This is a genomic window from Aminobacter sp. MET-1 (assembly GCF_026521175.1).
Lineage (GTDB): Bacteria > Pseudomonadota > Alphaproteobacteria > Rhizobiales > Rhizobiaceae > Aminobacter.
Genome location: NZ_JAMSHL010000006.1, coordinates 1 through 26636, shown reverse-complemented (window position 1 = coordinate 26636; position 26636 = coordinate 1). Strand labels below are relative to the sequence as shown.

Here is a 26636-nt window from a genome sequence, read left to right as displayed (position 1 = left end):
GAATGGGCAATTGCGCCCGCCGTCGGCTACGTTTCGAACCATGGGGAATGCCCTTGCGCGCCTTCGGCGAAAAGACCGGCCAGACCATCGTGCTGCTGCTCATCGCGGGCTCCGGCATGGTTGCGATCGCCCGTGGCATGACGCTCACCTTCCTCGCGATCCGCCTGCAGCAGGATTTCGGCCTCAGTCCCGCTGCCATCGGCATGCTGATCGGTGCAGGTCCGCTTCTCGGTGCAGCCGCAAGCCCTTTTGCCGGCACGCTTTCGGATCGGATCGGCCGCCGCAGTGTACTCACAGTCGCGCTGCTGTTCGCCGGCCTTGGATTGATCGGCCTGGGTCTGGCGCAGTCGGTTGCCGCCTTTGCCATTGCCCATATCGTGTCGTCGGTGGCAGCAGCCGTCTATGAGCCTGTTTCGCGCGCGCTGATGAGCGACGCGGCCCCTGAAAAGCTTAGGCTCAAGGTGTTTTCCTGGCGCTATCTGGTGATCAATGCCGGTTGGGCTGTCGGGCCGATGATCGGCATTGCCATTGGCGCCAATTCGCCCATGCCATTCTTCATCGCAGGCGCGGTTCATTTTGCCTTCTCGGCTGCGATCTTCTTGATCGTTCCGGCTGTGTTCGTCGGCACGGCTGGTGCCGGCGCTGCTGCGCAGATACCGGGCTTCCGCAGGCTGGTCGCCACGCTCAGGGATCGCCGGCTGATCTTCTATCTCGGCGGCGGCACGCTGCTGCTTGCCGTTTACGGCCAGTGGTCGGTGACCCTGTCGCAGTACCTCACCACCAATCTGGAAGATGGGGTCAAGATTTTCGCCTGGCTGGTCACCACCAATGCGGCGGTTGTTGTGTTCGCCACGGCGCCTGCACGGATGCTGATCGAGCGGATCGGGCCGATGAAGGCAATGGTCCTGGGGTGCCTGCTGTTCCTCGGCGGCGAGGTCGGTTTTGCCTTCGCCACCAGCGCCACAATGCTGATCGGCTTCATGGTGCTGTTCACCATCGGTGAGGTGCTGGTCGTGCCCTCGGAATATGTGCTGGTCGACCGCATCTCCAACGACGGCAATCGCGGCGCATATTTCGGCGCGCATTCCTTGTGCGCGGTGGGCAATTTCTTCGGGCCGCTGCTTGGCGGGCTGGCGCTCGGTGCGTTTGGCGGGCAGGGCATGTTCATGCTCTTTGCGGCATTCGCTGCCGGCTCGGCGGTGCTCTTTGCCCTTGGATATGCATCGCCGCCGCCGGCATCGCTCGACGGTCACGCGGCAGCAGTCGGCGGCGAGGCAACCGAAGGTGCCATGTACCGCGTGGGCCGGCCGGCTTACGCCTGAACCTTCAGTTCGGTAGCTATTTTTGGCCATGCGTTGCGCCCTTGATGGTGCGCACGCACTTGCCATTGTCGGAACTCTTCGTCAGAAACCCTCTCGTCATGCTTATTATCAACGATCTCTCCCTCCGCATCGCCGGACGCCTGCTTCTCGATCATGCGTCGCTGACCCTGCCTGCCGGCACCAAGGCGGGCCTCGTCGGCCGCAACGGCACGGGCAAAACCACGCTGTTCAAAGCGATAACTGGCGACTTCAGCTCGGAAACCGGCAGCATCAGCCTGCCGAAGAACACGCGCATCGGCCAGGTGGCGCAGGAAGCGCCCGGTACCGAGGAACCGCTGATCGACATCGTGCTCAAGGCCGATGTCGAGCGCACCGCGCTTCTCGCCGAGGAGCAGACGGCCACCGATCCGCATCGCATTGCCGAGATCCACATCCGCCTCGCCGACATCGACGCGCATTCGGCGGAATCGCGCGCGGCGACCATTCTTGCCGGTCTCGGCTTCGACGACGAAGCGCAGCGGCGGCCGGCCTCGTCCTTCTCGGGCGGATGGCGCATGCGCGTTGCGCTCGCGGCCGTGCTGTTTTCGGAACCTGACTTGCTGCTGCTCGACGAACCGACCAACTATCTCGATCTCGAAGGCACGCTGTGGCTCGAGAACTATGTGTCGAAGTATCCGCACACGGTTCTCTTGATCAGCCACGACCGCGACCTGCTCAACCGCGCGGTCAATTCGATCGTCCATCTCGACCAGAAGAAGATGACTTTCTGGCGCGGCGGCTACGACCAGTTCGAGCGCCAGATCGCCGAGCAGCGGGAGTTGCAGGAAAAGGGCCGCGTCAAGCAGGAAGCGGCGCGCAAGCACCTGCAATCCTTTGTCGACCGCTTCCGCGCCAAGGCTTCCAAGGCACGCCAGGCGCAGTCGCGCATCAAGGCGCTGGAGAAGATGAAGCCGATCGCGGCGCTGATCGAGGACAATGTCAGGCCGTTCAGCTTTCCCGAGCCGGTGAAGACGGTAGCCTCGCCGATCGTGGCTCTCGACAAGGTCAATGTCGGCTACCAGGCCGACAAGCCGATCCTGAAGAAAATGACGCTGCGCATCGATGCCGACGACCGCATCGCGCTTCTGGGCGCCAACGGCAACGGCAAGTCGACCTTTGCCAAGTTGCTTGCCGGACGCCTTCAGGCCGAGACGGGATCGGTGACGATTGCGCCAGGCCTCAAGGTGGCGATCTTCGCCCAGCACCAGCTTGACGACCTCAGGCCGGAAGAAAACGCCTACGAGCATGTGCGCCGACTGATGCCGGACGCGCCGGAATCGAAGGTGAGGGCGCGTGTCGCCCAGTTCGGCCTTCCCACGGAAAAGATGAACACCGCCGCCAAGGATCTGTCGGGTGGCGAAAAGGCGCGGCTGTTGATGGGGCTTTCCGCCTTTGACGGGCCGAACCTGTTCATCCTCGACGAACCGACCAACCACCTCGACATCGACAGCCGCGAGGCGTTGATTATGGCGCTCAACGAGTTCCCGGGCGCCGTCATCCTGATCAGTCACGACCGCCATCTGCTGGAAGCCACGGCCGACCGGCTGTGGCTGGTCAAGGACGGCTCGGTCAATCCTTATGACGGCGATCTCGAGGACTACAAGACGCTGGTGACGGGTGTGTCCGGCGACCGGCGCAAGGAGCGTGAGGCCGACAAGGCCTCCAAGGCCGACAAGCGCCGCGAGGCCGCCGCGCGGCGCGCCGCCCTCGAGCCGCTGGCCAAGGAAATCCGCGCCACCGAGGCACTCATGGATCGTATCCGCAAGCGCATCGACACGATCGAGGACCAACTGGCCGACCCGAAGCTCTACGAGAAGGATCCGACGACGGCGACGCAACTCGCCAAGGAGCGCTCGCAGCTATCGGCCCAGCTCAATGGCCACGAAGACAAGTGGCTGACCATGTCGGCCGAATATGAAGAAGGCACAGCCGAGTAAGGGCCGCAACGCGGCGCTGCCCCTCATCCCCCTGCGGGACCTTCTCCCCGGTTGGTGATGGGGAGAAGGAGGCTGGCCGCAACGGTTTCGCGCGTCCCTCCTCCCCGTCCACGGGGAGAAGGTCCCGGCAGCGGGGATGAGGGGCAGCGCACCCCCTCGAATTGGCCCTACACGCCGCGCGGACATCAGGGTAAAAGGGCGCCATGAACCAGCACGCCAAGATCAGGATAGGCCATTCGGCCTGCCCGCATGACTGCCCGTCGACCTGTGCGCTCGAGGTCGAGCTGCTCGACGACAAGCGCATCGGCCGTGTCCATGGCGCCAAGTCGAACAGCTATACGGCAGGTGTCATCTGCGCCAAGGTCGCCCGCTACGCCGACCGCGTCCACCATCCCGACCGGCTGCTGAAGCCGCTGATCCGCACTAGCGCCAAGGGCGACGGCAACTGGAAGGAAGCGAGCTGGGAGGCGGCGCTCGACCTGATCGCCGAAAAATTCATCGCCGCGGAAGTCAAATACGGCTCGGAGACGGTCTGGCCCTATTTCTACGCCGGCACGATGGGGCTGGTGCAGCGCGACGGCATCGAGCGTCTGCGCCACGCCAAGAAGTATTCCGGCTTCTTCGGCTCGATCTGCACCAATCTCGCCTGGACGGGTTATGTCATGGGCACCGGTGCGCTGCGCGGCAGCGATCCGCGCGAGATCGGCAAGTCGGACTGCGTCGTCATCTGGGGCACCAATGCGGTGGTCACCCAGGTCAATGTGATGACCCACGCGATCAAGGCGCGCAAGGAACGCGGCGCCAAGATCGTCGTCATCGACATTTACGAGACGGCGACGCTGAAGCAGGCCGACATGGGGCTGGTGCTGAAGCCCGGCACCGATGCGGCACTCGCCTGCGCGGTCATGCACGTTCTGTTCAAGGAAGGTTTTGCCGACCGCGCCTATCTCGAAAAATACACCGACGATCCCAAGGGGCTGGAAGCCCATCTCGCCGACAAGACGCCGGAATGGGCGGCCGCCATAACCGGCCTGACCGTCGACGAGATCGAGGCTTTCGCCCGGCTGGTCGGCACCACCAAAAAGACCTTCTTCCGTTTGGGCTACGGTTTCTCGCGCCAGCGCAACGGCTCGGTCAACATGCATGCCGCCCTGTCGATCCCGGCGGTGACCGGGGCCTGGCAATATGAGGGCGGCGGCGCCTTCCATTCCAATTCGGGCATCTTCAAGCTCAATGGCGAGCTGCTCGAAGGCACCAGGTTCCGCGACCCCAACATCCGTTATCTCGACCATTCGCGCATCGGCCCGGTGCTGACCAATGCTGCGGACGCGCTCTATGGCGGCCCGCCTGTCACGGCGATGCTGATCCAGAACACCAATCCGGCCAATGTCGCGCCCGAGCAGCGCCTGGTGGTCAAGGGGCTGATGCGCGACGACCTGTTCACGGCCGTGCACGAGCAGTTCATGACCGATACGGCAAAACTCGCCGACGTCGTCCTGCCGGCGACGATGTTCCTCGAGCATGACGACATCTACAAGGGCGGCGGCAACCAGCACATCACGCTGGGGCCAAAGCTGATCGAGCCGCCCGAGGGTCCCCGCACCAACCACTTCGTCATCGAGCAACTGGCCGAGCGGCTCGGCGTCTCCGACATGCCGGGTTTCGGCCTGACCGAACGCCAGCATATCGACGTCATGCTGGAGAAGAAGGGCCTCGGCAATTTCGACAGCTTCCGCGACCAGAAATGGGCCGACATGCAGCCGGAGTTCGACAGCGCCCATTTCCTCAGCGGCTTCGGCCACCCCGACGGCAAGTTCCGCTTCCGGCCGCAGTGGAATGGTGGCATGGCGCCGAACAAGCCGCCGCGTAGCATGGGCATCTTCGGCCCGGTGGCGCAGCTGCCCGAATTCCCCGACCATGTCGACCTGATCGAGGTGGCGGACGAAGAGCATCCGTTCCGCCTGGCGACCTCGCCGGCGCGCAACTTCCTCAACTCGACCTTCGCCGAGACGCCGGTGTCGCGCGAGAAGGAGGGGCGGCCGGAGCTGCTGATCCATCCCGAGGATGCCGCGGCCATGGGGGTCGCCACGGGCGACCGCGTCGAGGTCGGCAACAAACGCGGCGAGGTGGTGCTGCATGCCCGCCTGTTCGACAAGATCAAGCGTGGCGTCGTCATCGCCGAAGGAATCTGGCCGAACTCCGACCACGAGCGCGGCGAAGGCATCAATGTGCTGACCGGCGCCGACGCGCCGGCGCCTTATGGCGGCGCTGCAGTGCATGACAACAAGGTCTGGGTACGCGCGGCCTAGCACCGCCGGCTGGCTTTGGAACGGACGAAAAGGGCTGCACGCCATTGTTGGTGCGCAGCCCTTTATCGTAAGGCCGGTCAGGCGGCCTGCTCAGCGTCCGTGTCGCGCAGCACCTGGGCGAGCGGCACCAGTCCTTTCATCGCGCCGCTGCCCTTGGCTGTGGTGTCGCCGTCTTCGATCGCCACGGCAAAGCGAAAGGCTGGGTCGGCTTCGATGCGGTTGCGCAGCGCCAGGATGCGCGGATAGTCGGCCGGGTGGACCGCCTTGTGGAAGTCGGTCCAGCGGGCCACGCCGACAAACACTGCGTCCGCCAGCGTCGGCCTGTCACCGAGCAGGTAATCGCTGTCGCCGATCATTGCCTCGAGCTGTTCGTGGCGTACGGCGACGAATTCACGTCCGAACTTACGCAGCGTCTCACGCTCCGCTTCGGTGGCGTCTTCCGCTTCGAGCGCTGTCCACAACGGGCCGAAAGCGCCGGTGAAGGCCGTGTTCAGGAAGGCAATGTACTGGTGCATCCTGTCGGCCTCCGGAGTGCCCGGTTCGAAGCTGATGCGGCGTTCGGGATCGCGCGCTTCGAGCCACAGCGCGATCGCCATGGTCTCGGTCAGGACACGGCCTTCATCGGTGACAAGCACCGGCGTTTCGATCCGGCCGTTGAAGCGCTTGTATGCCTCTGTGCGCATCTCGCCGAGCATGTCGACGCGGGTCAGCCGGTAGGGTTGGCCAAGCCATTCGAAGGCGGCGACGAGGCCGGCTGAGGAGCCGAGCGGGAAGCCGGAGGTGAAGATCGGTAGGGTTGTCATATCAGGTCTCCATTGTTGATGACCCTGATGTATCGATGTGGACTTTGATCCTGTAGTCAGGCAACTTGAAACCGTACGTCCACATTCATAGACTTTGATGCTGAACCTCAACGATCTCCATTTCTTCGCAGCAGCCGTGGACACTGGTGGTTTTGCCGCCGCCGCCCGGCGCCTCGGCTGCCCCAAATCGACGGTCAGCAAGCGGGTGGCAGCACTCGAAGCGTCGCTCGGCGCGGTGCTGATCCACCGCAGCTCGCGCAGATTCACGCTGACCGACGTCGGCCGCGACGTCTATGACCATGCCCGTGCCGCCGTCATCGAGGCCGAGGCGGTGGAGACGGTGGTGCAAAAGAGGCTGGCCGAGCCGGCCGGCATCGTGCGCATCACCACCTCGGTGCCCAACGCGCAGTTCCGGCTGGCGCATCGGCTGCCGGTGCTGGCACGCCGTTACCCCGGGCTTCTGGTCCAGCTGCATGTCACCGACCGTTTCGTCGACCTGGTGCAGGACGGTTTCGACATCGCGCTGCGTAGCCATTTCGCGCCGCTGCCCGATTCCGACCTGATGCAGCGGCGGATGAGCGAGGATGCAATCACGGTGCTGGCCGCACCGTCCTATGTCGCCGCGCACGGCGCGCCGGAGACACCGGAAGCGCTTGCCGGCCATGACGGGCTGATGAGCTCGATGACGTCTAGGAGCTGGCGGCTGCGCGATGGCAAAGGCCGCATCGTCGAGGTGGCGCCGCGGCAGCGCTTCCACGCCGATGAATCGGTGCCTCTGCTGATGGCGGCGGAATCCGGCCTCGGCATCGTCTGCCTGCCCGAGTTGATCTCGGCTAATGCTGTCGCGCAGGGCAGGCTCGTGCGGCTGCTGCCCGATTGGACGGCAGGCCGCGTGACCACGACGATTCTTACGCCGCACCGGCGCGGACAGCTGCCGGCGGTGCGCGCCGTCATCGACTTCCTGCTCGAGAAGGGTAAGGACGGCGTCGCGGCAGCCGGCTAGGCGTCGCCATTCGCGCAGACGTGTGAGCGCTGCGTCTTTCGTCCGTTGCTCATATCGGTCTAGCTTGCGGCAGAAGATTCCGAGGGGAGGCCTTGATGGGCGGCGACCACGATCATGGCGACATGCAAAACACGCCGGAGTCCCGGCTCTGGATCGCTTTCGGCCTGACCGGCAGCTTCATGATCGCCGAGGTGATCGGCGGTATCGTCACCAACAGCCTGGCGCTGATTTCGGATGCCATGCACATGGCGACCGACGCAATGGCGTTGGCTATCGCGCTGATCGCCATCAAGGTGGGTCGCCGTGCAGCCGATCTGTTGCGCACCTATGGTTATGCCCGCTTCGAGATCCTGGCGGCCGCCTTCAATGCGCTGCTGTTGCTCGGCGTCGCCTTCTACATCCTCTACGAAGCCTATGAACGGCTCTCCAAGCCGACGGAGATCGCTTCGCTTGGCATGCTCGTCGTCGCCGTCATCGGCCTTGCCGTCAACTTCATCTCGATGCGCTTGCTGACAGGGCACAAGGACAACAGCCTCAACGTCAAGGGCGCCTATCTCGAGGTGTGGGCCGATATGCTGGGGTCGCTCGGTGTCATCGCCGGGGCGCTGGTCATCTGGTTCACCGGCTGGCAATGGGTCGATTCGCTGATTGCCGTCGGCATCGGCTTCATGGTGTTCCCGCGCACCTGGGTCTTGCTCAACGAGTGCATCAACATCCTGCTCGAAGGTGTGCCGCCGGGTATGGACCTTGCCGAGGTCGAAGAGGCGATTGCAACCGTGCCCGGAGTTGCCTCGTTGCACGACCTGCATCTGTGGGCAATCACTCAGAGCAAAGCGTCGCTGACAGCGCATGCGGTGCTGGCGGAGGGAGCGGACGGCGAGACGGTGCGTCAGGCGATCGAAGCTCGCCTGCAGGAAAAGTTCGATCTGCACCACACCACACTGCAGATGGAGCGCGAGAGCTGCGCACCGCTGGAGCGCATCCACTGACTTGCCTGCGTCAACATGTCAGTACTCTGTCTCATTATCTCTAACATCTGGAATGCCTATCTATGGCCCGGCCGATGCGTGTTCGGCGCGGAACCTTAGGAGAGCGTCGATGGGCGGGCATGATTTCAGGAGCAAATACAGCGATAAGGGCCGGGATGGCCTGCTCGGCTCGGTGCTCGGCGAAATCGGCAAGCGGCTTGGCGACAAGGCCCCTGGCAGCAGTCGGGGCGGCAGCGACCATGGCGGCGGCAACTGGGGTCAGCGTTCGCCGTCAGGCAATGATGGAGCCTTCGGGCGCGACGGGCGGGGGCTTCAGGAAAAAACCGCGCCGCGCTCGCGTTTGCCCGGCTTCGGCCGCACGGCAGCGCTGGTCGTGCTGGTGGTGTGGACGCTGCTGGCCTGGGGCGGCTATAGCCTCGTCGACGGCTTGCTCGCCTGGACGTCGACCAATGCCGGCGCGCTGGTGCAGACCGGCCGGGATGCGGCGGCCGCCACCGGCATCGGTTCGGAGGTCGTCGGTGTCGTCGGCAGCGCCGAGACGTCAGGCCTGCTCGGCGGATTTTTCATGCTCCTCAGTGCCGTGCTCAAGCCGCTGGTCGTCGTGGTCTGGCTGGTCGGCGCCGTACTGATCATGGCAGCACCCAGGCTGGTGTCCCTGCTCACGCGCAAGTTCCGCTAGGCGGTTTTTGCCCCGGCGCCCCCAAGACAGGCGCCCGCCCAGGATTTGCGCGCCTCAAGACAGGCGCGCCCCAGAATCTGACATGGCGCCATGTCAGATGCGGTGATCAGGGGTGGTGCCATCACGGGTGCTGGTAGCGGAATTCCTGGGTCTTGCCGCCATAGCCATAAGAGGCGGCGCGCACGTCGTGGACGTGGATGTAGCTCTCCTCGTGGATGTCGCCGAGAATGTCGGCGAAACCGGCGAAAACCGCCGCGATGTAGCGCTTCTTCTCATCCTTGGTGTTGGTCTCGTCGGTGACCTTGATCTCCAGCGCAAAGCTCGACTTGCCGCGGCTCTGAAGCGAGCGGCCGGCAATGATCCAGTCGCGCGGATCGACATAGATGATGGCGATTGCCGTCACCTCAGGCTTCTTGCCGAGAATGGTGCTGGTGTGTTCGGCCAGCATCGCTGCCACCTGGTCGGTCAGCGCGTCGCTGCGCTGGGCGGCAATCTTGACGGTGAGGATAGGCATGATTTCTCTCCAATGATTAGATATGCAACTATTATGGCCGGTTCATTCCAGCTTTGACGCGATTGCCTTGGCCTGCTCGACGAAACCGGCAAAGACCGTTTCGCCGAAAAGGGTGGACAGGCGCTCGGTGACAGCACCGCTTGCGGCGTTCAGCGCGTCCTTGATCTCAAGCGCCTCGTCAGTTGGCGTGATCGCGGATTCGCGCTTGTCCTCGGTGGATTTGTTGCGGACGATCAGGCCCTTGGCCTCCAGCCCGTCAAGGCCGCGCGTCGCGGTCGCCCTTGCGATCTTCAGTTCTTCGGCAAGCTCGCTTTGCAATAGGCCCGGCCGCGTCAGCACGGCCCGCAGCATGAAACCTTGCGGCGGCGTCAGGTCGAACGGGGCAAAGGCCGTCGTCCAGACACGGTCGAGTTGGCGGGCGAGAGCGGTCGTGTTGAAGTAGATGCAGCGGTCGAACATGCACCCAGGATAGCAAAAATGATTGTATATGCAACTATATTGTGCTGGAAGTTCTGCCTGCCCTTGTCGGGGCTCAGCCAAGGTCGCGTGGCTTGAGAAAATGGGTCAGTCGTGCTGCGCCGAACTGGAGGGCGTCCCAGGCGACGTCGATCTCGAAACGAGCGAGGCCAGCAGTCGAAAACTTCTCGGCCATGGACCGCATCGCCGTGCTGTCCGAACCGGGGCCGGCCAGCTCGCGGGCAAAGTCTTCGAGGCCAGGATTGTGGCCGACGATCAGCAGGCAACGCACAGAGGCAGGTGCCGTCTGCGCCTCCGCCAGCACGGCATCGGCAGACGCTTCGTAGAGGCCTTGTGGGAAATCGGCTGGGGGCAGGGGGCGCGGCCAGCCTGCCGAGGCAAGTTGCCATGTCTGCAGCGTACGGATTGCGGGCGAAACCAGCGCAAGATCCGGTCGCCAGCCGCGGCGGGCGATCTCCGCCCCCATCAGCGGTGCGGCACGTTCGCCGCGCGATGACAGGGGACGGTCGAAGTCGACGAGCTTAGGATCGTCCCAACTCGATTTTGCGTGGCGCAGGAGAAGAAGTTGCCTTGTCCTTGCCATGCCGATCTCCCTTAAGGGGTGATGCGCGCCAGTTGTTCGAGGTCGATCTCTTCGCGCGCCGGCGTGGGCGCCGCGATGTGGTCCTGGCTGGTGGCGTCGGTGAAGCCGGAGAATGCGGTCCGGTTGCCGTCCATCCGCACTTTGCCTTCGGCGAACAGCTTGAGCGCCAACGGATAGAGCCTGTGTTCGGCCTTGAGCACGCGGGCCGAAAGCGCCGGCTCGTCGTCGTCGATCAGCACCGGAACGGCGGCCTGGGCGATGATCGGCCCGTCATCCATGGCGGGCGTGACGAAGTGCACGGTGCAGCCATGCACGCGGATGCCGGCTTCGAGCGCGCGGCTGTGGGTGTCGAGGCCCTTGAAGGAGGGGAGCAGCGCGGGATGGATGTTGATCATCCGGCCTTGCCACTTCTCGACGAAACCTGACGTCAGAAGCCGCATGTAACCGGCAAGTGCGACGATCTCGGCGCCGAAGGTGGCAAGTTCGGTGTCGATCGCCCGGTCATGCGCATCTTTGCTGGCATGGTCGGCGCGGGTCACCACCTTGGTGGCGATGCCGCGACTGGCGGCGATGCCCAAGCCCTTGGCGTCGGCGTTGTCCGAAATGACGCCGACGATTTCTGCTGGAAAATCCGGATCCGCTGCCGCGTCGATCAGCGACGCCATGTTGGAGCCGCGGCCGGAAATCAGGATGACGGTGCGTCGGCGCTGGATGGTCATAGGGCGAGCGACCCGCGATAGATGACGCCGGCGTCGCGGTGCGGCACGATGCGGCCGATGGGGGCGACGGTCTCGCCGGCCTCCTGCAGCACGGCGGCAACCTGGGCTGCTTGGCCGGCGGCGACGACCGCGATCATGCCGATGCCGCAGTTGAAGGTGCGCATCATTTCTTCAGGCGCCACGCCGCCGGTCTTGGCCAGCCAGGAGAAGACGGCGGGAACCTCGATGGCCGACAGGTCGAGTTCGGCCGAGAAATCCTTGGGCAGCACCCTAGGGATGTTTTCTGGGAAGCCGCCGCCGGTGATGTGGGCCAGCGCCTTGATGCCATGGGTCTCGCGGATCGCCTTGAGCAGCGGCTTGACATAGATGCGGGTCGGCTCGAGCAGCGCCTCTGCCAGCGTCGGGCCGTCGGCGAACGGCGCGCGGTCGGCCCATTTGAGGCCGGAATGCTCGACGATACGGCGGACCAGCGAATAGCCGTTGGAATGCACGCCCGAGGAAGCAAGGCCGAGCAGCACGTCACCTTCGACCACGTCGTCGGTGGGCAGCAGCTGGCCGCGCTCAGCAGCGCCGACGGCGAAGCCGGCGAGATCGTAGTCGTTGCCATGGTACATGCCGGGCATCTCGGCGGTTTCGCCGCCGATCAGCGCGCAACCTGCCTGGCGGCAGCCTTCGGCGATACCGGAGACGATATCGGCGCCCTGGTCGGGGTCGAGCTTGCCGGTGGCGAAATAGTCGAGGAACAGCAGAGGCTCGGCGCCCTGAACGACGATGTCGTTGACGCACATGGCGACGAGATCGATGCCGATCGTGTCGTGCTTGCCGGCGTCGATGGCGATCTTCAGTTTGGTGCCGACGCCGTCATTTGCCGCGACCAGGATCGGGTCGGTGAAACCGGCCGCCTTGAGATCGAACAGGCCGCCGAAGCCGCCGATCTCGCTGTCGGCGCCTGGCCGGCGCGTCGAACGCACCAGCGGCTTGATCTTTTCCACCATCAGGTTTCCGGCGTCGATGTCGACGCCCGCCTGCGCATAGGTGAGACCGTTCTTGCCTTCGCTCATCGTCAGATCCTGATGCCGTGCGCCTTTTGGGGCGCTATTCGCATGAACGGCCCGTTCCCGCAAGCAAATGAGGCCTTCCCCCATCATAAGGGGTTTCAAAGCCGTGGACAGAGGGAAGGTCGGGTGCCGGTCACTTGCGGCGGCCGACGCTGTGGCCCATCTATCGTAAAACAAGGACGGGACAGGGCAGTGACAATTCCGAACATGATCACGATCATGAGGCTCGTTCTCGTGCCTTGCGTGATCTATGCCATGATATCAGGCAGTTGGAACTGGGCTTTCGCCGGCTTTGTCGTCGCGGGCGTCTCCGATGCCGTCGACGGCTTCATCGCCCGCCAATTCAATCAGCACTCCAAGCTCGGCGCCTATCTCGACCCGATGGCCGACAAGCTGCTCCTGGTCAGCGTCTTCGTCGTGCTCGGCATCATGGGCCACCTGCCGCTATGGCTGGTGATCCTGGTGGTGTCGCGCGACGCGCTCATCGTCTGCGCGGTGTTGTTGTCCACTGTCATGGGCAACCCGGTGGTGGTGAAGCCGCTGATGGTTTCCAAGATCAACACCGCAGTTCAGATCGTGCTTGCGGCGATCGTGCTCGCCCAATTGTCCTTCGAGTTCGGCCTTGGCCTGTTGCTCCCGGCGTTGATAACGGTGTCCGGCCTCTTGACCGTCGCTTCGGCGGCGGCCTATCTCGTCGCTTGGCTGAGGCATATGAGCGGCTATGGCGAAGGCGAAACTCCCGATCGATAACGAGGCGCTGGAAGCTGCTGCAGCGGCGGCCTTCCGTAAGCAGATCCGCTTCTGGCTGATCACGGCCCTCCTTTTCGTCGCGTTCCTCTATCTGTTCAGCAACATCCTTCTGCCCTTCGTGGCCGGCATGGCGCTTGCCTATTTCCTCGATCCGGTCGCCGACCGGCTGCAGCGGCTTGGACTGTCGCGCCTGATGGCGACCGTCGTGATCCTCATCTGTTTCATCGTCATTCTGACCCTGGCGCTGGTGGTGCTGATCCCGGTACTCGCCTCGCAGATGGCGGATTTTGCCGCCAAAGTGCCGGGCTATGTCGAAAAGCTCCAGCAACTGGTCACCAACTTCAACCCGCAATGGCTGGAGCAGCGCTTCGGCGTCGACGCCGCCGGCTTGCGCGAGGGGCTGAACTCTCTCCTGAGTGCCGGCTTCGGTTTCCTCACCACCGTCTTCAAGTCGATCTGGAGCTCGGGTGTGGCGCTGTTTTCCATCGCCAGCCTGTTTGTGGTCACGCCGGTCGTCGCCTTCTACATGCTGCTCGACTGGGATCGCATGGTATCGGTGGTCGACAGCTGGATCCCTCGCGACCATGTCGGGACCGTCAGGCAGATCGCGCGCGACATCAACACCGCCATTGCCGGTTTTGTCCGTGGCCAGGGCACGCTCTGCATTATCCTCGGCATCATCTATGCTGTCGGCCTGACGCTGACCGGCTTGAACTTCGGCGTGCTGATCGGCCTCTTCGCCGGCCTCGTCAGCTTCATCCCCTATGTCGGCTCGCTGCTCGGGCTGGTGCTCTCGGTGGGCGTCGCCGTCGTGCAGTTCTGGCCCGACTGGACCATGGTCGTGGCCGTGGCCGCCGTGTTCTTCGTCGGCCAGTTCATCGAGGGCAACATTCTGCAGCCTCGCCTCGTCGGCAAGAGCGTCGGCCTCCACCCGGTCTGGCTGATGTTCGCGCTTGTCGCCTTCGGCGCCATGTTCGGCTTCGTCGGACTGCTGGTCGCCGTTCCCGCCGCAGCCGCCGTGGCCGTCCTCGTCCGCTTTGCCATCTCGCGCTATCTGGAGTCGCCGCTCTATCACGGCCATGCGGGACACGCTCCCGCCGCCGGGCCTGACGACTCCGGCCCGGAAAAATGACCATGACCAGCGCGCCCGAAAAACCGCGCCAGCTGCCGCTCGACCTCGGTCACCTGCCGGGGCTGTCGCGTGACGACCTGGTCGTCTCGCAGGCCAACATCCAGGCGGCGGCCCTGATCGACCGCTGGCCGGATTGGCCGTCGCCCGTGGTGTTGCTGGCCGGCCCCGCGGGTTCGGGCAAGTCACATCTGGCGGCGATCTGGCGCGAACATGCTGGTGCGATCCAGCTCCGCGCATCCGATATCGTCGCCCATGTCGGCGAAATCGGCGCGTCACCCGTGCTGATCGACGACGCCGACCAGGGCAAACTCGATCAGGACGGGCTGTTCCATCTCATCAACACCGTGCGCGGCGCCGGCTCGCACCTGTTGCTGACCGCGCGCAGCTTTCCGTCCGCCTGGGGCGTGACGCTGCCGGACCTCGCCTCGCGCCTCAAGGCAGCGGCGACCGTCGAGATCGAGGAACCTGACGATCTTCTGCTGGCCGGCGTCATCACCAAGCTGTTCGCCGACCGGCAGGTCGAGGTCGAGCCGCATGTCGTGCAATTCCTCGTTCGCCGCATCGAGCGGTCGCTGTCCACCGCCATCAACATCGTCGAGCGGCTCGATCGTGCCGCGCTTGAGCAGCAGACACGCATTACCCGAACGCTGGCCGCCGAGACGGTCAACGCCCTCGACGCAGGGCAGGGCGAACTGGAACTCTGAGCCCTCAGGCCAGGCGCGTGTAGAGCGCCTTGGCTCCAAGCAGCACTGCCAGCAACGTGACGTTGGAAATCAGCCCCACGCCGACCGCAAACGCCTTGGCGATGTCTTCGGACGAGCCGAAGCTGTACGGAATGAGCACCGCCACGAAGACGACGCCGAGCACGATCGGGATCCAGCGGTTCAACGTCGGCGCGGTGTTGGCGGCCGTCAGCAGCAGCGCGGCGAGCAGGCCGATGCGGAACGGATCGATGAGCTGGGCGAGATAGAGGTCGAGAAACGGCAAAGCGAAGGTCCTCCCCGGGGCCAGTTGTGCAGCTCACCCACGCGATGTCGAGTAGGCACTTCGTCTAGAGACCACTTACCCTGCGGTGCCCGGTAAGGTGATGCCAAGCAGCAGGCGAACCAGCGAGGACTGCTTCGAAACCCCCGATTTGGCAAAGATCGAGCGCAGGTGCGAGCGCACCGTCTCGCGCGCTATGCCGAAGTCGACGCCGATGGCATCGATGGACCGGCCGTCGGCCAGGGCCGAGGCGATGCGCGCCTCGCTGGGGGTCAGGTCGAACAAGGCCTGCAGGACCTGGGCCGAGGGAGCTCCAGGCCCGGGCATCGGCATGATGACCAGGATGCTGTGCATGCGGCTGAAGAGATCGTGGGCCGACCCGCGCACCGGCAGAAGATGGGCGACGCTGGCCGGCTTCTCGTTTGCGCCGACAATTGGAAACGATTGCACGATGTCGCGGCGGATGCCGGTGGCCAGTGCCGACAGCGCAGTGCCGAGCAGGGCATCGGCCTTCTTCTCGGTGATCTCCAGCCTTTCGGCGCCATCCCTGACGGTGGTGGGAATCAGCTCGTGCATCATCTCGTTGCAGGCGAGCAACTGTCCGCGTCCGCCAAGCACGGCTGCAGGCAGGCCCAGCGCCTCCAGCGCCTCCGCGCCGGCGCGCGCTTTCTCCAGGCCGAGGCGAGCGCTGACCATTGCCGCACGCGCGATGTGGGGGCGCATCCGGTCGAGCGCGTCGACATAGTGGCGCTCGAACGGGCCGCGATCGGTCTCGCGCTCGAGGTTGAACGACAGGACGTCGCCGGTCGGGATGGGGATATGCGTGCCGGCCGCCCAGCCGATGCCTCTCGGGCGCAGGAAATCGCGATAGATCGGCTCGGTTTCGAGTTCGTCGGCGCTGAAGGCGTCGAGGTCAGTGATGAAGCCGGGATGGGCGATGGCCGAGGCCCGGGCGGCGCGTCCGTTGACCGCCATCCAGCCTTCACGCATGAAGGCCTCGACATGCGGCGCGATCGCCTCCGAGGCGACATAGGCCGAGGCGCCCTGGCTGATTGTGAACAGATAGCCGCCCATGCCTTCGACGGCCTGCGCCAGCCCATCGAGCAGCGCCGGCCACTTCTCCGGAACGAAGGATGCCTCGTAGATTTGATCGATGAATTGCTCGGAAAGCTCCGCCAATCGCCCGCCACTCCCGCCCAGTGGATGATCTGCCGAAGTCGAACCGTTCGATTTCGACTGATCTTACGCCATTGCTATAAGCTGGCGTATGATTCCAGGCAAAACCGGATTTGATTTCTGCTGTTCACAATTGGGCAGAGCGGCGACTTTTCTGCCTTGATCAAGATCAAGCGCACCGGCGCAAAATGAGCTGCACATAGTGTCTACCGCCCGGCGTAACGTGCCCGTCTGATCGGACCGATCGTCCCAGGCCATCCAGCGGGATCATTTATTAGCTCGAGGGTGAAGCATCGTCCGGATCGACTATGCCGATGTCCCAGAGGTCGTTGTAATCATGTCCGTTATGACCACCCGGGCTGAGCGCAAGCGCAAGTCTGGGCTCGGGAAGCCAGCATCGAGGGGAGGAAGTCGATGAAGTGGTTTCACAGCTTCATATCGGTAAAGGCCGCTGTTGCGCCCTGCCGCGCTTTGCCAGTTCCTGAAATAGGCATTGGGCGTCCTTGCTCTGTCGTCTGAACGGACGCGACATAAGTAATTTCTTGATACCGAAATTGAGAAGAAGCGCAATTGATATTGCCTGCGTATTTCTGAGGAAATTTCAAAAAATGGATGAAGCAATACGTCATAGTGGAATGGATTTGATCAACGAATACGTCGATTTTATCTCAAAGGAATTTGAACGAATTTTAGCGCATGACGCAAGTTTTTCTGGCGTGAGGGCGGCTTACGTCGTGCCGAACCTCCTCGGCAAAAGCGGCCTGCAACTCCGAGCCGATGGCCTTGGTGACAGCCGTCTTCCCGATGGTCGTGGGGTTGATCTCGCAGGCCTCGCTTCACAGTTCATTCATGCCCTCGCTGCCGAGGCTTCGAGGTTGGCGAATGAGGAGGGGAGATCTCCGGGGCAGCCCGAGGTCAAGCTTCCGCTTCTCGGCCAAACTCGCAGTGCCGATCTCGAATCGTCGGTCATCGAAGACTGGGCCGGTCGCGTTGCGGGTGCGACTTATCTCGAAGGAACCCTTCGAATACCGCGATCGACCCTGCACCGGTGGCACCGCTGCAACGAGGTCGTTGCATTGAGGAAGGGGCGCCAGCGCCACGTGTATCCGTTGGCGCAGTTTGTAGACGGCAGGCCCGCTTCCGGCATTCGGGAAGTGCTTCAGCGGATACCCAATCCAAGGAACGCATGGTTCTGGATGGTGCAAGCGTCTCCCGAACTCAATGGCCGCACGCCGATCGAATTGCTACGCCAGGATATTGTCACGGAAGTCGTTTTGGCTGCCGAGAAGTATTCAGAAGCAAGGCCGATTTGAATTGTTCCGTTTGTGCCATTCGTGTTGTTGGTTCTATTTGTCTAAATTATGGTTGAATTTATATCACGTGCTTATCAGATCGATATAATCGAGTGGTGATTTTCAGAATATAGATTTGAAATATTTGAAATGGCGTGAGAGCGATAATTGCGGATGTGAATTTTTCTTCACTTCTGGTCGCCGAAGTCACGGATAGAAATCTTTTTCCGTGTCGTCACATACGAATTTCCTATTGAGGTTAGATAATGAATATTAGGGAGATTATGCTCGGTTCTGCTGCGGCGTTGCTCGCGGTTTCGGGCGCTCATGCAGCTGACGCAGTCGTCGTCGCTGAACCGGAGCCGATGGAGTATGTCCGCATCTGCGACGTCTACGGAGCGGGCTTCTACTACATTCCCGGCACCGAGACCTGCCTGAAGGTCGGCGGCCTGGTTCGTTATCAGATCGACTGGAAGGACACCGATGACGGCTGGAGGAAGTATTCGGCTGCCCGTCTGAAGCTCGATGCCCGTTCGGAAACCGAATACGGCACGTTCCGTCGCTACATCGAACTGCATTGGCAGAATGACGGCGGCACGTATGGTCCCGGAGGCTATTCCGACACCACTGACATGTGGATTCGCTACGCTTACTTCGAGCTCGGCGGTCTGACGGTCGGTCGCACCGATACGTTGTTCGATGGTGGCGTCGATGGTGAGTTCGACAAGGGCGGCGGCACCTTCATCAACCAGATCCGCTACACCTTCAATGCCGGCGAAGGCATTGCGGTGTCGGTTGGCCTGGAAGAAGAAGGTACCAATTTCGACTACGTCCCGCTCGTCACCGGCAAGGTCTCGATCGCCCAGGGTTGGGGTTCGGTCAATCTGTACGCTGGCTACGACGATCGCTTCTCGGAAATCGCCCTCAAGGGCATCGTCAACGTCAAGGCAACCGACGCTCTGACCCTTCAGGCCATCGCCACCTACGAAACGGGTGCGACCTGGTTTGGCCTGCTTGCTCCGTATTCCGGCTATGAGTGGTCGGTCGGTGGCTACGCGAAGTACCAGATCAACGCCGGCCTGTCGGTTGGTGCTGGTGGTCAGTACTTCGGTGATCGTCATGTCGGCAATCTCATCACCGGCCAGACCGTCGATCTCAACGCCAATGACTGGGCCATCGGTGCGGTCGTCGACTACAAGATCGTCGAAAACCTGAATGCCAAGCTGGCCGTCAACTACAACGATGGCGACAGCTATGCAGACGGTTCGTTCAGCGGCTTCCTGCGCCTCGACGCATCGTTCTGATTGTTCTCCAGGATAAGCAGCGCAAACCCGGCGGTAACACGCCGGGTTTGTCTGTTTGTGCCCCTTAGCTGGGGCGACATGTCGATCGGCGCGCGGCGCTGGAATGCTCGTGCTGTATGCGAAAAAGCCCGCGCCGAATGGGGATACGACGCGGGTTAGCTAGGCTGGCTCGGGTGCATTCGGAGGGCGCCTGCACCCGACGCAGGCGATCATAGCCAAATCCGACCAGCACTATTTGCGCTGGATCAAACTGCAGCATGCTCGGCAGAGAGCAGGCGGCCGCAGATTGGCGGAGCTTCTGGAGCAGCGGATGTCGGGGAGAATTGGCGAAGCTGGGCGCCTCGGTGTCGCAAGCTGGTCGGAGTGGCAGGATTCGAACCTGCGACCCCCTGATCCCAAATCAGGTGCGCTACCAGGCTGCGCTACACTCCGGACCGTTGCGACGCCGTGCCTAGTGGCTTCCGGCGGACAAGGCAAGGGCAAAAAAGCGAAACATGAAGCCATTGCACATGAAGCGCCGTTCGCCGGGACGCCTCAGCCTTGCAGTGGCTGCGATTGCACAGTATTGACGGCGCATCTGGATGTCCGCGCCGCTGCGCGGAATCGTCGAAGAGGTTTGTGATGTCTGCGCGAATTTTCAGCCCTGCCAAGACCGCCATGCAGTCGGGCAAAGCCAAGACCGGGCACTGGGTGCTCGAATTCGACGCCGAGAAGCCGAAGAAGATCGATCCGCTGATGGGCTACACCAGCTCCGGCGACATGAAGAGCCAGATCAGGCTGACCTTCGAGACCCGCGAGGAAGCGGTCGCTTATGCCGAGCGCGAGGGCATCGCCTTCCGCGTGCAGGAGCCGAAGGAAGCCAAGCGCCGGCAGATTTCCTACTCGGATAATTTCCGTTTCGACCGCAGGATACCCTGGACGCACTGACGTCCGTCCTGCTGCAGCCGGCCCGGTCGGGCTGGCTTGCGGTCCCGTAGCTCAGCTGGATAGAGCACCGGCCTTCTAAGCCGATGGTCACAGGTTCGAATCCTGTCGGGATCGCCACCCTCTTCTTTCACGCAACTTTGCAACGAGTGCCCTTAGCGCTTGATGCGCTGCCTGTCGGGCAGGCCGTCATGGTCGCCCAGAACACGCCGCGGTGCGTCTTCCCACCAGTCATCACGAACTGCTTTGCGCTCCAGATTGCGTGGATAGACGATGCGGTTCTCGGCCTTGTTGGCTTCGCCGACCACCAGAAGCCGCACCTCGGCGTCGCTGTTGTTGAGGAAGCTGTGTGCCAGCCCGGTGCCCGCCGGGAAGCCGACGGAGTCACCCGGCTTCAAACGGTGCAGGTTGCCATCAAGCCAGGCGTCAGGCTCGCCCTCCAGCACGTAGACGAACTCTTCTTCCAGGCTTTCGGCGTGCGGGAAGGACGTGCGCCGGCCTGGTGGAAGCCGGACATGATGGATGCCCAGCCGATGCAGGCCGAAATGCGCGGCAAGTGACGCACCGATGCCCCGCAATTCGGTGGTGCCTGCGAATGTGTCGCCGTCCGGACGCTCGATTTCGGTCCAGTGGGCAATCTCGGTGGGGCGGTCGGACGTTGTCATGTCGCACCTCCAGAAATGTCGGCCGGTTCTGGCCGCTCAGGCTGTCATCGGCAGAGACGATGGTTGTCCGACCTTATTCCGCCGCGTTCGCTGCGGACAGCCCGGCGGAAATGTCTTGCTTGAGGTCGGCAATATCTTCGAGGCCGATCTGCAGGCGGATGATCGGTCCCTCATACGGGCCCTTGGCCACCTTGCGGTCGGCGACACTGACATGCACGGCCAAGCTCTCGAAGCCACCCCAGGAATAGCCGAGGCCGAAAATTTCGAGCGTATCGAGGAAGGCGTGCGCCTTCTTCTGTCCGCCGCCTGACAGCACCACCGAGAAGATGCCGCTCGAGCCGCCGAAGTCGCGCTTGAACAGCTTGTGGTCTGGGTGGCTTTCGAGGCCCGGGTGCAGCACGCGCGAGACGCCTGGCTGGCCTTCGAGCCAGCGCGCGATGTCAAGCGCGCTCTTTTCATGATGGGCAAGGCGGACGCCCATGGTGCGCAGGCCGCGCAGCACCTGGTAGACGTCGTCGGGGCCGGCACAGCAACCGAGCGTAACGAACGCCTCGCTGAGGCGCGGCCAGCATTCGGCATTGGCCGAAACAGTGCCGCTCAGTACGTCCGAATGACCGGCCGGATATTTGGTGGCGGCGTGGATGGTGACGTCGACGCCGAAATCGAGCGCCTTGAAATAGAGCGGCGTCGCCCAAGTGTTGTCCATCATGACGATCGCGCCCACCGCATGCGCCGCCTTTGATATGGCCGGGATGTCCTGGATCTCGAAAGTGTTCGATGCCGGCGATTCGGTGAACACCACCTTCGTGTTCGGCTTGATCAGCGCGGCGATGCCGGCGCCGACATGCGGGTCGTAATAGTCGACCTCGATGCCAAGGCGCTTGAGCATGGTGTCGGCGAAATGACGGGTCGGATAGTAGACCGAATCGGTGATCAGGATGTGATCGCCCGAAGACAGGAAGCCGAGCAGGGGGATGGTGACCGCCGCAAGGCCCGAGGGTACGGCGATGGTTCCGGCCGAACCTTCCAGTTCGTCGATGGCTGCGCAGAGCGCGTCCGTCGTCGGCGTGCCGCGGGTGCCATATGTGTATTTTTGATCACGCGCCGCCATCGTCGCAGCATTAGGGAAGAGAACGGTCGAGGCGTGCACGACCGGCGGATTGACAAAGCCGTGAAAGCCGTGTGGATCGTTGCCTGCATGCGCGAGCCGCGTGTTGACGCCTTTGATCCTACCGTTGTCTCGAGACATGAATCCGCATCCTTTCAGCGAAGACGCCAGCCATAGTGCGCCGAACAAACAGGCGCAATCGCCGCGGCCGCGGCTTCGGCTGGGCCAGATCTGGCCGGGCGGCGTGTTCGGGCGGTTGGCCGGCACCATAGCCTTTTCCTGGCGCCGCATGTGGCGATCGCCGGTGGGAGCGCCCGAGCCGGTGTGGACCCGCCAGCTGACGTTGCTGGTGCTCTGTGGTGCGGCTGCGGTCCTGCTGCTGTTTCCGTTCGATGCGCGCGTGATGGACTTCATGCTGTCGCATCGCAACCGGCTGATGAGCTGGCTGGCCGAGGCGAGCCAGACCGGCAAGTCGGAGTGGTATCTGGTGCCCGCCTTCGTGGTGTACCTGGCATCGGCGACAGCGGACTGGAAGGGCAATGGCTACCGCGTCAGGTCGCGACTGGTGGTCATCTTCAGCCAGGCGGCATTCATGTTCGGCGCTGTGGCCATCACCGGCATTGCCGTCAACGTTGTGAAGATCATGGTCGGCCGGGCCCGGCCGTGGATGTTCGGCGAATTCGGCGCCTACCATTTCGACCCGTTCGTGGTGAACAAGTATTTCACCAGCTTTCCTTCCGGTCATTCGACCACGCTCGGCGCGGTTGCCGCCGTGCTGATGATCTGGTTTCCGCGCTACTGGCTGCCGATCGGCATCGCCGGGCTGGTGTTTTCCAGTTTCCGCGTGCCAGCCGTGGCGCATTATCCGTCGGATGTGGCCGCAGGCTTCCTGTTCGGCTTCGTGCTGACCGTGGTGATGGCGCGATTCTTTGCCCGGCGGCGCGTCGGTTTCCACTTGCGTCCGGGGCAAACCTTGCCGGTCGCAACCGGTCTTCGGCAAAGAAAACGGCCGCTCGCCCAAGTTTGAAGCATATTGCTGCTTGCGTCGTAACCTGACGCCACGGAAGCGATTTCCGATGCTCTTGTATGTTGGTCGTATGGCCGGCTTTATTGCTTGACCTGATAAGAATTATCGCCTTCGATGCACTGGTGAACCGGACTGCAGCAAAAGCGCGCCGCCAGGACGCGCAATCCGGAAATGGGCCGGACAGGGGATGCTGAGTTCACAAATTCAAAAAGACAGGCACCAAGCCTGGAAAAACAGAAAAGGGTTCGTGGGTCATGAAATACATCATTTCGGGGATTCTCGGGGCGGCTGCACTCGGCGCCATGGCAACCTCGGCTTCGGCTGACACGCTTTCGGACATCAAGGCCAAGGGTTTCGTCCAGTGCGGCGTGAGCACCGGTCTGGCCGGCTTCTCGGCGCCGAACGACAAGGGCGACTGGACGGGCCTGGACGCAGACTTCTGCCGCGCAGTGGCTGCGGCGGTCTTCGGCGACGGCACCAAGGTGAAGTTCACCCCGCTCTCGGCCAAGGAGCGTTTCACCGCTCTGCAATCGGGCGAAATCGACCTTCTCTCGCGCAACACCACCTGGACGATCAACCGCGACACCGCACTCGGCCTGAACTTCGCCGGCGTCACCTATTTCGACGGCCAGGGCTTCATGATCAATGCCAAGAAGCTGCCGGGCGTGAATTCTGCGCTCCAGCTGTCGGGCGCAGCCGTCTGCGTGCAGACGGGCACGACGACCGAACTCAATCTCGCCGACTACTTCAAGGCGAACAAGATGGAGTACAACCCGGTCGTCTTCGAGAAGCTTGAAGAGGTCAATGCCGCCTATGACGCCGGCCGTTGCGACGTCTATACGACCGACCAGTCGGGCCTCTACGGCATTCGCCTGACACTGGGCTCGCCGGACGACCACGTCGTCCTGCCCGAGATCATTTCCAAGGAGCCGCTCGGACCGGCTACGCGCCAGGGCGACGACAAGTGGTACCACATCGTCAAGTGGACCTATTTCGCGCTGCTGACGGCGGAAGAGCTGGGCATCACCCAGGCCAATGTCGAGGAGATGAAGAACTCGGGCAATCCTGAGATCAAGCGCGTGCTCGGCACCGAGGCAGACACCAAGATCGGCACCGATCTCGGCCTCGGCAACGACTGGGTCGTCAACATCGTCAAGGCCGTGGGCAACTACGGCGAACTGTTCGAACGCAATGTCGGCCAGGGCAGCCCGCTGAAGATTGCCCGCGGCATCAATGCGCTCTGGACCAAGGGCGGTCTGCAGTACGCACCGCCGATCCGCTGATCCGAAGTCTGATCCGGAAGGCAGGTCTCCTGCCTTCCGGTTTCTCTATCAGAGGGACTTCTGATGGCTACGCAGGACATTCCCCATGGCGTAGGGGGCGGCCGCGCGTCGCTACTCTATGACCCGAAGGTGCGCGGCATCTTCGTTCAGGTCTTGGTTATCGCGGCGCTCGCCGCGCTTATCTGGTGGATCGTTGGCAATACGGTCGAAAACCTCAAGCGTGCAAACATCGCTTCGGGCTTCGCTTTCCTCAACGGACGTGCTGGCTTCGACCTCAGCGATACGCTGATCGCCTACGATTCCGACTCGACCTACAAACGTGCGTTGATCGTCGGCCTGATCAACACGGTCGTCGTTGCTGGAGCCGGCATCGTCACGGCCTCGATCCTCGGCTTCGTCATCGGCGTCGGGCGGCTTTCGAACAACTGGCTGATCCGCAAGATCTGCACCGTCTATGTCGAGCTGTTCCGCAACATTCCGCCGCTCCTGGTGATCTTCTTCTGGTATTTCGGTGTGCTTTCGGTGCTGCCGCTGCCAAAGGAGAGCATCGAGCTGCCCTTCGGCTCCTATCTCAACAGCCGAGGCTTCTACTTCCCCAAGCTGATGTGGGGGGAGGGCTCATGGCTTATCGGCGTGGCATTCCTCTTGGGGGTTGCGATGTCGATCTTCGTGGCGCGCGCGGCGAAGCAAAGGCAGATGGCGACCGGCCAGACTTTCCCGGTGCTGTGGACGTCGATCGCCTTGATTGTCGGCCTGCCGCTCCTGGCGCTTGTCGCGACCGGCTTTCCGGCGAGCTTCAACTTCCCGCAGAAGTCTACTTTCAATCTGACTGGCGGCATGCAGATCAAGCCGGAGTTCCTGTCGCTCTACCTCGCCTTGTCGTTCTACACGGCCGCCTTCATCGCCGAGATCGTGCGCGCCGGCATTCGCGGCGTGAACCGAGGCCAGAGCGAGGCTTCGGCGGCACTCGGCCTGCGTTCGGGTCCGACGCTCAGGCTGGTGGTCATCCCGCAGGCGCTGCGCATCGTTATTCCGCCGCTGACCAGCCAGTTCCTCAACCTGACCAAGAACTCGTCGTTGGCGATTGCCATCGGTTATCCCGATCTGGTCGCCGTGGGCGGCACGGTGCTCAACCAGACCGGTCAGGCGATCGAGATCGTGGTTATCTGGATGGTCGTCTATCTCGGCCTCAGCCTGATCACATCTGCCTTCATGAACTGGTTCAATGCCAAGATGGCATTGGTGGAAAGGTAAGGAGGCGGACATGTCGCAAAACGACCTTAGCTACGTCCGCACCGAAATGGCGCTGCCGCAACCGGCGCCGCCACGGGAGCGCGGGCCGATCGCCTGGATGCGCAAGAACCTGTTTGCCAATCCTTACGATTCGGTCCTCACCATCATCGGCCTGCTGATTGTCGCGTTTATCGTGCCGCCGCTGGTGGACTGGGCGCTCATCCAGGCTCAGTGGACCGGTACCGACCGCACCTTCTGCGCCACGGTGGCGCAGGGCGGTATTCAGCCTGAGGGCTGGTCCGGAGCCTGCTGGGCTTTCGTCAACGCCAAGTTCGGTCAGTTCATGTTTGGTCGCTATCCGCTCGACGAGCGCTGGCGCGTCATCCTGGTGGCGATCCTGTTCGTGGCGCTGCTTGTGCCGATGATGATCCCGCGTGTGCCGCGCAAGGGCTTGAACGCATTCCTGCTGTTCCTTGCGTTGCCAGTGGTCTCGTACTTCCTGCTGGTCGGCGGACGCTTCGGCCTGAACCATGTCGAAACCCCGCTATGGGGCGGCCTGATGGTGACGCTGACGCTGTCCTTCGTCGGCATCGTGGTGTCGCTGCCGCTGGGCATTCTGCTGGCGCTCGGACGGCGCTCCAAGATGCCGGTGGTCAAGATGCTCAGCGTCATCTTCATCGAGACCGTGCGTGGCGTGCCGCTGATCACTGTGCTGTTCATGGCCAGCGTCATGCTGCCGCTGTTCCTGCCTGCCGGCGTCAGCTTCGACAAATTCCTGCGGGCGCTGATCGGCGTGTCGCTGTTCGCCTCGGCCTACATGGCGGAGGTGGTGCGCGGTGGCTTGCAGGCCATCCCGAAGGGACAATATGAGGGGGCCGATTCGCTCGGTCTCAGTTATTGGCAGAAAACCGGGCTGATCATCCTGCCGCAGGCGTTGAAGCTGGTGATCCCCGGGATCGTCAACACCTTCATCGGCATGTTCAAGGACACCAGCCTCGTCTACATCATCTCGATGTTCGACCTGCTCGGCGTTGTCAGGCAGAACTTCTCGGATGCAGCCTGGGCCTCTCCGCAGACCCCGGCCTCGGGCCTCGTCTTTGCGGCCCTCGTATTCTGGATGTTCTGTTTCGGCATGTCGCGCTATTCTATCTACATGGAACACCGGCTAGATACCGGTCACAAGCGCTAGGATAAGAAAAGGGGGAGAGGCCTATGGCCACCGAAAACGCAGTCAGCGCAGACGAACTGAAGGTCGATCGCGCCAAGATGCATATCTCGACGACGGATGTCGCCATCGACATCGTCGGCATGCACAAGTGGTATGGC

General features: G+C 62.9%; 26 protein-coding genes and 2 tRNA genes. 17 read left to right on the top strand and 11 right to left on the bottom strand.

Annotated elements, in window-relative coordinates:
- The first annotated feature begins 47 nt into the window (after window positions 1-47).
- From NDO48_RS10545 to NDO48_RS10535, 3 genes are all read left to right on the top strand, one after another.
- Window positions 48-1322, top strand: coding sequence for an MFS transporter (locus NDO48_RS10545; RefSeq protein WP_267321448.1), 1275 nt, complete (start codon window positions 48-50; stop codon window positions 1320-1322).
- Window positions 1323-1420: 98 nt separating this feature from the next.
- Window positions 1421-3298, top strand: coding sequence for an ABC-F family ATP-binding cassette domain-containing protein (locus NDO48_RS10540; protein ID WP_267321447.1), 1878 nt, complete (start codon window positions 1421-1423; stop codon window positions 3296-3298).
- A gap of 203 nt (window positions 3299-3501) precedes the next feature.
- A complete protein-coding gene (locus NDO48_RS10535; protein WP_267321446.1) occupies window positions 3502-5607 on the top strand; it encodes a molybdopterin-containing oxidoreductase family protein in 2106 nt (701 codons plus the stop codon).
- A gap of 77 nt (window positions 5608-5684) precedes the next feature.
- Here NDO48_RS10535 and NDO48_RS10530 read toward each other — a convergent pair whose 3' ends face one another.
- On the bottom strand, window positions 5685-6410 hold the full coding sequence (locus tag NDO48_RS10530; protein ID WP_267321445.1) for a glutathione S-transferase family protein: 726 nt from the start codon (window positions 6408-6410) through the stop codon (window positions 5685-5687).
- A gap of 97 nt (window positions 6411-6507) precedes the next feature.
- Between NDO48_RS10530 and NDO48_RS10525 the strand changes: the two genes are divergently transcribed.
- The 3 genes from NDO48_RS10525 (at window position 6508) to NDO48_RS10515 (ending at window position 9081) form a co-directional block, all read left to right on the top strand.
- Entirely contained in the window at window positions 6508-7413 is a 906-nt protein-coding gene (locus NDO48_RS10525; protein WP_267321444.1) for a LysR substrate-binding domain-containing protein, read from the top strand.
- A gap of 95 nt (window positions 7414-7508) precedes the next feature.
- A complete protein-coding gene (locus tag NDO48_RS10520) occupies window positions 7509-8402 on the top strand; it encodes a cation diffusion facilitator family transporter (protein WP_267321443.1) in 894 nt (297 codons plus the stop codon).
- Window positions 8403-8511: 109 nt separating this feature from the next.
- Window positions 8512-9081, top strand: coding sequence for a hypothetical protein (locus tag NDO48_RS10515; protein ID WP_267321442.1), 570 nt, complete (start codon window positions 8512-8514; stop codon window positions 9079-9081).
- 121 nt (window positions 9082-9202) lie between these two features.
- Here the strand turns inward: NDO48_RS10515 and NDO48_RS10510 are convergent, their stop codons facing one another.
- The 5 genes from NDO48_RS10510 to purM form a co-directional block, all read right to left on the bottom strand.
- Entirely contained in the window at window positions 9203-9595 is a 393-nt protein-coding gene (locus tag NDO48_RS10510) for a tautomerase family protein (protein ID WP_267321441.1), read from the bottom strand.
- A gap of 42 nt (window positions 9596-9637) precedes the next feature.
- Complete coding sequence (locus tag NDO48_RS10505; protein ID WP_018427150.1) at window positions 9638-10054, bottom strand: MarR family winged helix-turn-helix transcriptional regulator; 417 nt, start codon at window positions 10052-10054, stop codon at window positions 9638-9640.
- 73 nt (window positions 10055-10127) lie between these two features.
- The gene (locus NDO48_RS10500; protein ID WP_267321440.1) at window positions 10128-10655 is read right to left on the bottom strand and encodes a SixA phosphatase family protein; all 528 of its coding nucleotides are present in this window, start codon (window positions 10653-10655) and stop codon (window positions 10128-10130) included.
- An 11-nt stretch (window positions 10656-10666) separates the two neighbouring features.
- Entirely contained in the window at window positions 10667-11374 is a 708-nt protein-coding gene (purN, locus tag NDO48_RS10495; protein WP_018427152.1) for a phosphoribosylglycinamide formyltransferase, read from the bottom strand.
- Window positions 11371-12435, bottom strand: coding sequence for a phosphoribosylformylglycinamidine cyclo-ligase (purM, locus tag NDO48_RS10490; protein WP_267321439.1), 1065 nt, complete (start codon window positions 12433-12435; stop codon window positions 11371-11373). Before purM ends, purN begins: the two co-directional genes overlap by 4 nt.
- 189 nt (window positions 12436-12624) lie before the next feature.
- Between purM and NDO48_RS10485 the strand changes: the two genes are divergently transcribed.
- From NDO48_RS10485 to hdaA, 3 genes are read left to right on the top strand one after another with little or no spacing between them, the layout of a single operon-like run.
- On the top strand, window positions 12625-13182 hold the full coding sequence (locus NDO48_RS10485) for a CDP-alcohol phosphatidyltransferase family protein (protein ID WP_267321438.1): 558 nt from the start codon (window positions 12625-12627) through the stop codon (window positions 13180-13182).
- On the top strand, window positions 13154-14314 hold the full coding sequence (locus tag NDO48_RS10480; protein ID WP_018427155.1) for an AI-2E family transporter: 1161 nt from the start codon (window positions 13154-13156) through the stop codon (window positions 14312-14314). The genes NDO48_RS10485 and NDO48_RS10480 overlap by 29 nt, the downstream gene beginning before the upstream one ends.
- A gap of 2 nt (window positions 14315-14316) precedes the next feature.
- Window positions 14317-15018 carry a DnaA regulatory inactivator HdaA gene (gene hdaA, locus NDO48_RS10475; protein ID WP_018427156.1) on the top strand — a complete coding sequence of 234 codons (702 nt, stop codon included), beginning with the start codon at window positions 14317-14319 and terminating at the stop codon, window positions 15016-15018.
- 4 nt (window positions 15019-15022) lie between these two features.
- Here the strand turns inward: hdaA and NDO48_RS10470 are convergent, their stop codons facing one another.
- Both NDO48_RS10470 and NDO48_RS10465 read right to left on the bottom strand, forming a co-directional pair.
- Complete coding sequence (locus NDO48_RS10470) at window positions 15023-15301, bottom strand: hypothetical protein (RefSeq protein ID WP_267321437.1); 279 nt, start codon at window positions 15299-15301, stop codon at window positions 15023-15025.
- Window positions 15302-15376: 75 nt separating this feature from the next.
- Window positions 15377-16477: a helix-turn-helix transcriptional regulator gene (locus tag NDO48_RS10465; RefSeq protein ID WP_267321436.1), complete on the bottom strand. Its 1101-nt coding sequence runs from the start codon at window positions 16475-16477 to the stop codon at window positions 15377-15379.
- A 605-nt stretch (window positions 16478-17082) separates the two neighbouring features.
- Between NDO48_RS10465 and NDO48_RS10460 the strand changes: the two genes are divergently transcribed.
- Window positions 17083-17787: an antitoxin Xre/MbcA/ParS toxin-binding domain-containing protein gene (locus tag NDO48_RS10460; RefSeq protein ID WP_267321435.1), complete on the top strand. Its 705-nt coding sequence runs from the start codon at window positions 17083-17085 to the stop codon at window positions 17785-17787.
- Between the two features lie 263 nt (window positions 17788-18050).
- Window positions 18051-19070 carry a porin gene (locus tag NDO48_RS10455; protein ID WP_267321434.1) on the top strand — a complete coding sequence of 340 codons (1020 nt, stop codon included), beginning with the start codon at window positions 18051-18053 and terminating at the stop codon, window positions 19068-19070.
- A gap of 355 nt (window positions 19071-19425) precedes the next feature.
- On the opposite strand, the gene NDO48_RS10450 is transcribed toward NDO48_RS10455, so the two are convergent.
- A tRNA-Pro gene (locus tag NDO48_RS10450) sits at window positions 19426-19502 on the bottom strand.
- Window positions 19503-19691: 189 nt separating this feature from the next.
- Between NDO48_RS10450 and NDO48_RS10445 the strand changes: the two genes are divergently transcribed.
- Complete coding sequence (locus NDO48_RS10445) at window positions 19692-19997, top strand: ETC complex I subunit (RefSeq protein WP_018427161.1); 306 nt, start codon at window positions 19692-19694, stop codon at window positions 19995-19997.
- A gap of 40 nt (window positions 19998-20037) precedes the next feature.
- Window positions 20038-20114: transfer RNA gene (locus NDO48_RS10440), tRNA-Arg, on the top strand.
- 35 nt (window positions 20115-20149) lie between these two features.
- Here NDO48_RS10440 and NDO48_RS10435 read toward each other — a convergent pair.
- Window positions 20150-20659: a cupin domain-containing protein gene (locus NDO48_RS10435; protein ID WP_267321433.1), complete on the bottom strand. Its 510-nt coding sequence runs from the start codon at window positions 20657-20659 to the stop codon at window positions 20150-20152.
- Between the two features lie 73 nt (window positions 20660-20732).
- Complete coding sequence (locus NDO48_RS10430) at window positions 20733-21908, bottom strand: cystathionine beta-lyase (RefSeq protein ID WP_267321432.1); 1176 nt, start codon at window positions 21906-21908, stop codon at window positions 20733-20735.
- Here NDO48_RS10430 and NDO48_RS10425 point away from each other — a divergent pair.
- The 4 genes from NDO48_RS10425 (at window position 21907) to NDO48_RS10410 (ending at window position 26499) form a co-directional block, all read left to right on the top strand.
- A complete protein-coding gene (locus tag NDO48_RS10425; protein WP_267321431.1) occupies window positions 21907-22794 on the top strand; it encodes a phosphatase PAP2 family protein in 888 nt (295 codons plus the stop codon). The genes NDO48_RS10430 and NDO48_RS10425 overlap by 2 nt on opposite strands.
- A gap of 254 nt (window positions 22795-23048) precedes the next feature.
- On the top strand, window positions 23049-24077 hold the full coding sequence (locus NDO48_RS10420; RefSeq protein WP_018427165.1) for an amino acid ABC transporter substrate-binding protein: 1029 nt from the start codon (window positions 23049-23051) through the stop codon (window positions 24075-24077).
- Between the two features lie 63 nt (window positions 24078-24140).
- The gene (locus NDO48_RS10415; RefSeq protein WP_018427166.1) at window positions 24141-25331 is read left to right on the top strand and encodes an amino acid ABC transporter permease; all 1191 of its coding nucleotides are present in this window, start codon (window positions 24141-24143) and stop codon (window positions 25329-25331) included.
- A gap of 10 nt (window positions 25332-25341) precedes the next feature.
- Window positions 25342-26499: an amino acid ABC transporter permease gene (locus NDO48_RS10410; protein ID WP_018427167.1), complete on the top strand. Its 1158-nt coding sequence runs from the start codon at window positions 25342-25344 to the stop codon at window positions 26497-26499.
- The last annotated feature ends 137 nt before the right edge of the window (window positions 26500-26636 follow it).

Excerpts from the sequence above, each read along its gene's own strand:
- NDO48_RS10545 (WP_267321448.1), top strand. The coding sequence starts at position 48 with ATGCCCTTGCGCGCCTTCGGCGAAAAGACCGGCCAGACCATCGTGCTG.
- NDO48_RS10540 (WP_267321447.1), top strand. The coding sequence starts at position 1,421 with ATGCTTATTATCAACGATCTCTCCCTCCGCATCGCCGGACGCCTGCTT.
- NDO48_RS10535 (WP_267321446.1), top strand. The coding sequence starts at position 3,502 with ATGAACCAGCACGCCAAGATCAGGATAGGCCATTCGGCCTGCCCGCAT.
- NDO48_RS10530 (WP_267321445.1), bottom strand. The coding sequence starts at position 6,410 with ATGACAACCCTACCGATCTTCACCTCCGGCTTCCCGCTCGGCTCCTCA.
- NDO48_RS10525 (WP_267321444.1), top strand. The coding sequence starts at position 6,508 with ATGCTGAACCTCAACGATCTCCATTTCTTCGCAGCAGCCGTGGACACT.
- NDO48_RS10520 (WP_267321443.1), top strand. The coding sequence starts at position 7,509 with ATGGGCGGCGACCACGATCATGGCGACATGCAAAACACGCCGGAGTCC.
- NDO48_RS10515 (WP_267321442.1), top strand. The coding sequence starts at position 8,512 with ATGGGCGGGCATGATTTCAGGAGCAAATACAGCGATAAGGGCCGGGAT.
- NDO48_RS10510 (WP_267321441.1), bottom strand. The coding sequence starts at position 9,595 with ATGCCTATCCTCACCGTCAAGATTGCCGCCCAGCGCAGCGACGCGCTG.
- NDO48_RS10505 (WP_018427150.1), bottom strand. The coding sequence starts at position 10,054 with ATGTTCGACCGCTGCATCTACTTCAACACGACCGCTCTCGCCCGCCAA.
- NDO48_RS10500 (WP_267321440.1), bottom strand. The coding sequence starts at position 10,655 with ATGGCAAGGACAAGGCAACTTCTTCTCCTGCGCCACGCAAAATCGAGT.
- purN (WP_018427152.1), bottom strand. The coding sequence starts at position 11,374 with ATGACCATCCAGCGCCGACGCACCGTCATCCTGATTTCCGGCCGCGGC.
- purM (WP_267321439.1), bottom strand. The coding sequence starts at position 12,435 with ATGAGCGAAGGCAAGAACGGTCTCACCTATGCGCAGGCGGGCGTCGAC.
- NDO48_RS10480 (WP_018427155.1), top strand. The coding sequence starts at position 13,154 with ATGGCGAAGGCGAAACTCCCGATCGATAACGAGGCGCTGGAAGCTGCT.
- hdaA (WP_018427156.1), top strand. The coding sequence starts at position 14,317 with ATGACCAGCGCGCCCGAAAAACCGCGCCAGCTGCCGCTCGACCTCGGT.
- NDO48_RS10460 (WP_267321435.1), top strand. The coding sequence starts at position 17,083 with ATGGATGAAGCAATACGTCATAGTGGAATGGATTTGATCAACGAATAC.
- NDO48_RS10455 (WP_267321434.1), top strand. The coding sequence starts at position 18,051 with ATGCTCGGTTCTGCTGCGGCGTTGCTCGCGGTTTCGGGCGCTCATGCA.
- NDO48_RS10445 (WP_018427161.1), top strand. The coding sequence starts at position 19,692 with ATGTCTGCGCGAATTTTCAGCCCTGCCAAGACCGCCATGCAGTCGGGC.
- NDO48_RS10435 (WP_267321433.1), bottom strand. The coding sequence starts at position 20,659 with ATGACAACGTCCGACCGCCCCACCGAGATTGCCCACTGGACCGAAATC.
- NDO48_RS10425 (WP_267321431.1), top strand. The coding sequence starts at position 21,907 with ATGAATCCGCATCCTTTCAGCGAAGACGCCAGCCATAGTGCGCCGAAC.
- NDO48_RS10430 (WP_267321432.1), bottom strand. The coding sequence starts at position 21,908 with ATGTCTCGAGACAACGGTAGGATCAAAGGCGTCAACACGCGGCTCGCG.
- NDO48_RS10420 (WP_018427165.1), top strand. The coding sequence starts at position 23,049 with ATGAAATACATCATTTCGGGGATTCTCGGGGCGGCTGCACTCGGCGCC.
- NDO48_RS10415 (WP_018427166.1), top strand. The coding sequence starts at position 24,141 with ATGGCTACGCAGGACATTCCCCATGGCGTAGGGGGCGGCCGCGCGTCG.
- NDO48_RS10410 (WP_018427167.1), top strand. The coding sequence starts at position 25,342 with ATGTCGCAAAACGACCTTAGCTACGTCCGCACCGAAATGGCGCTGCCG.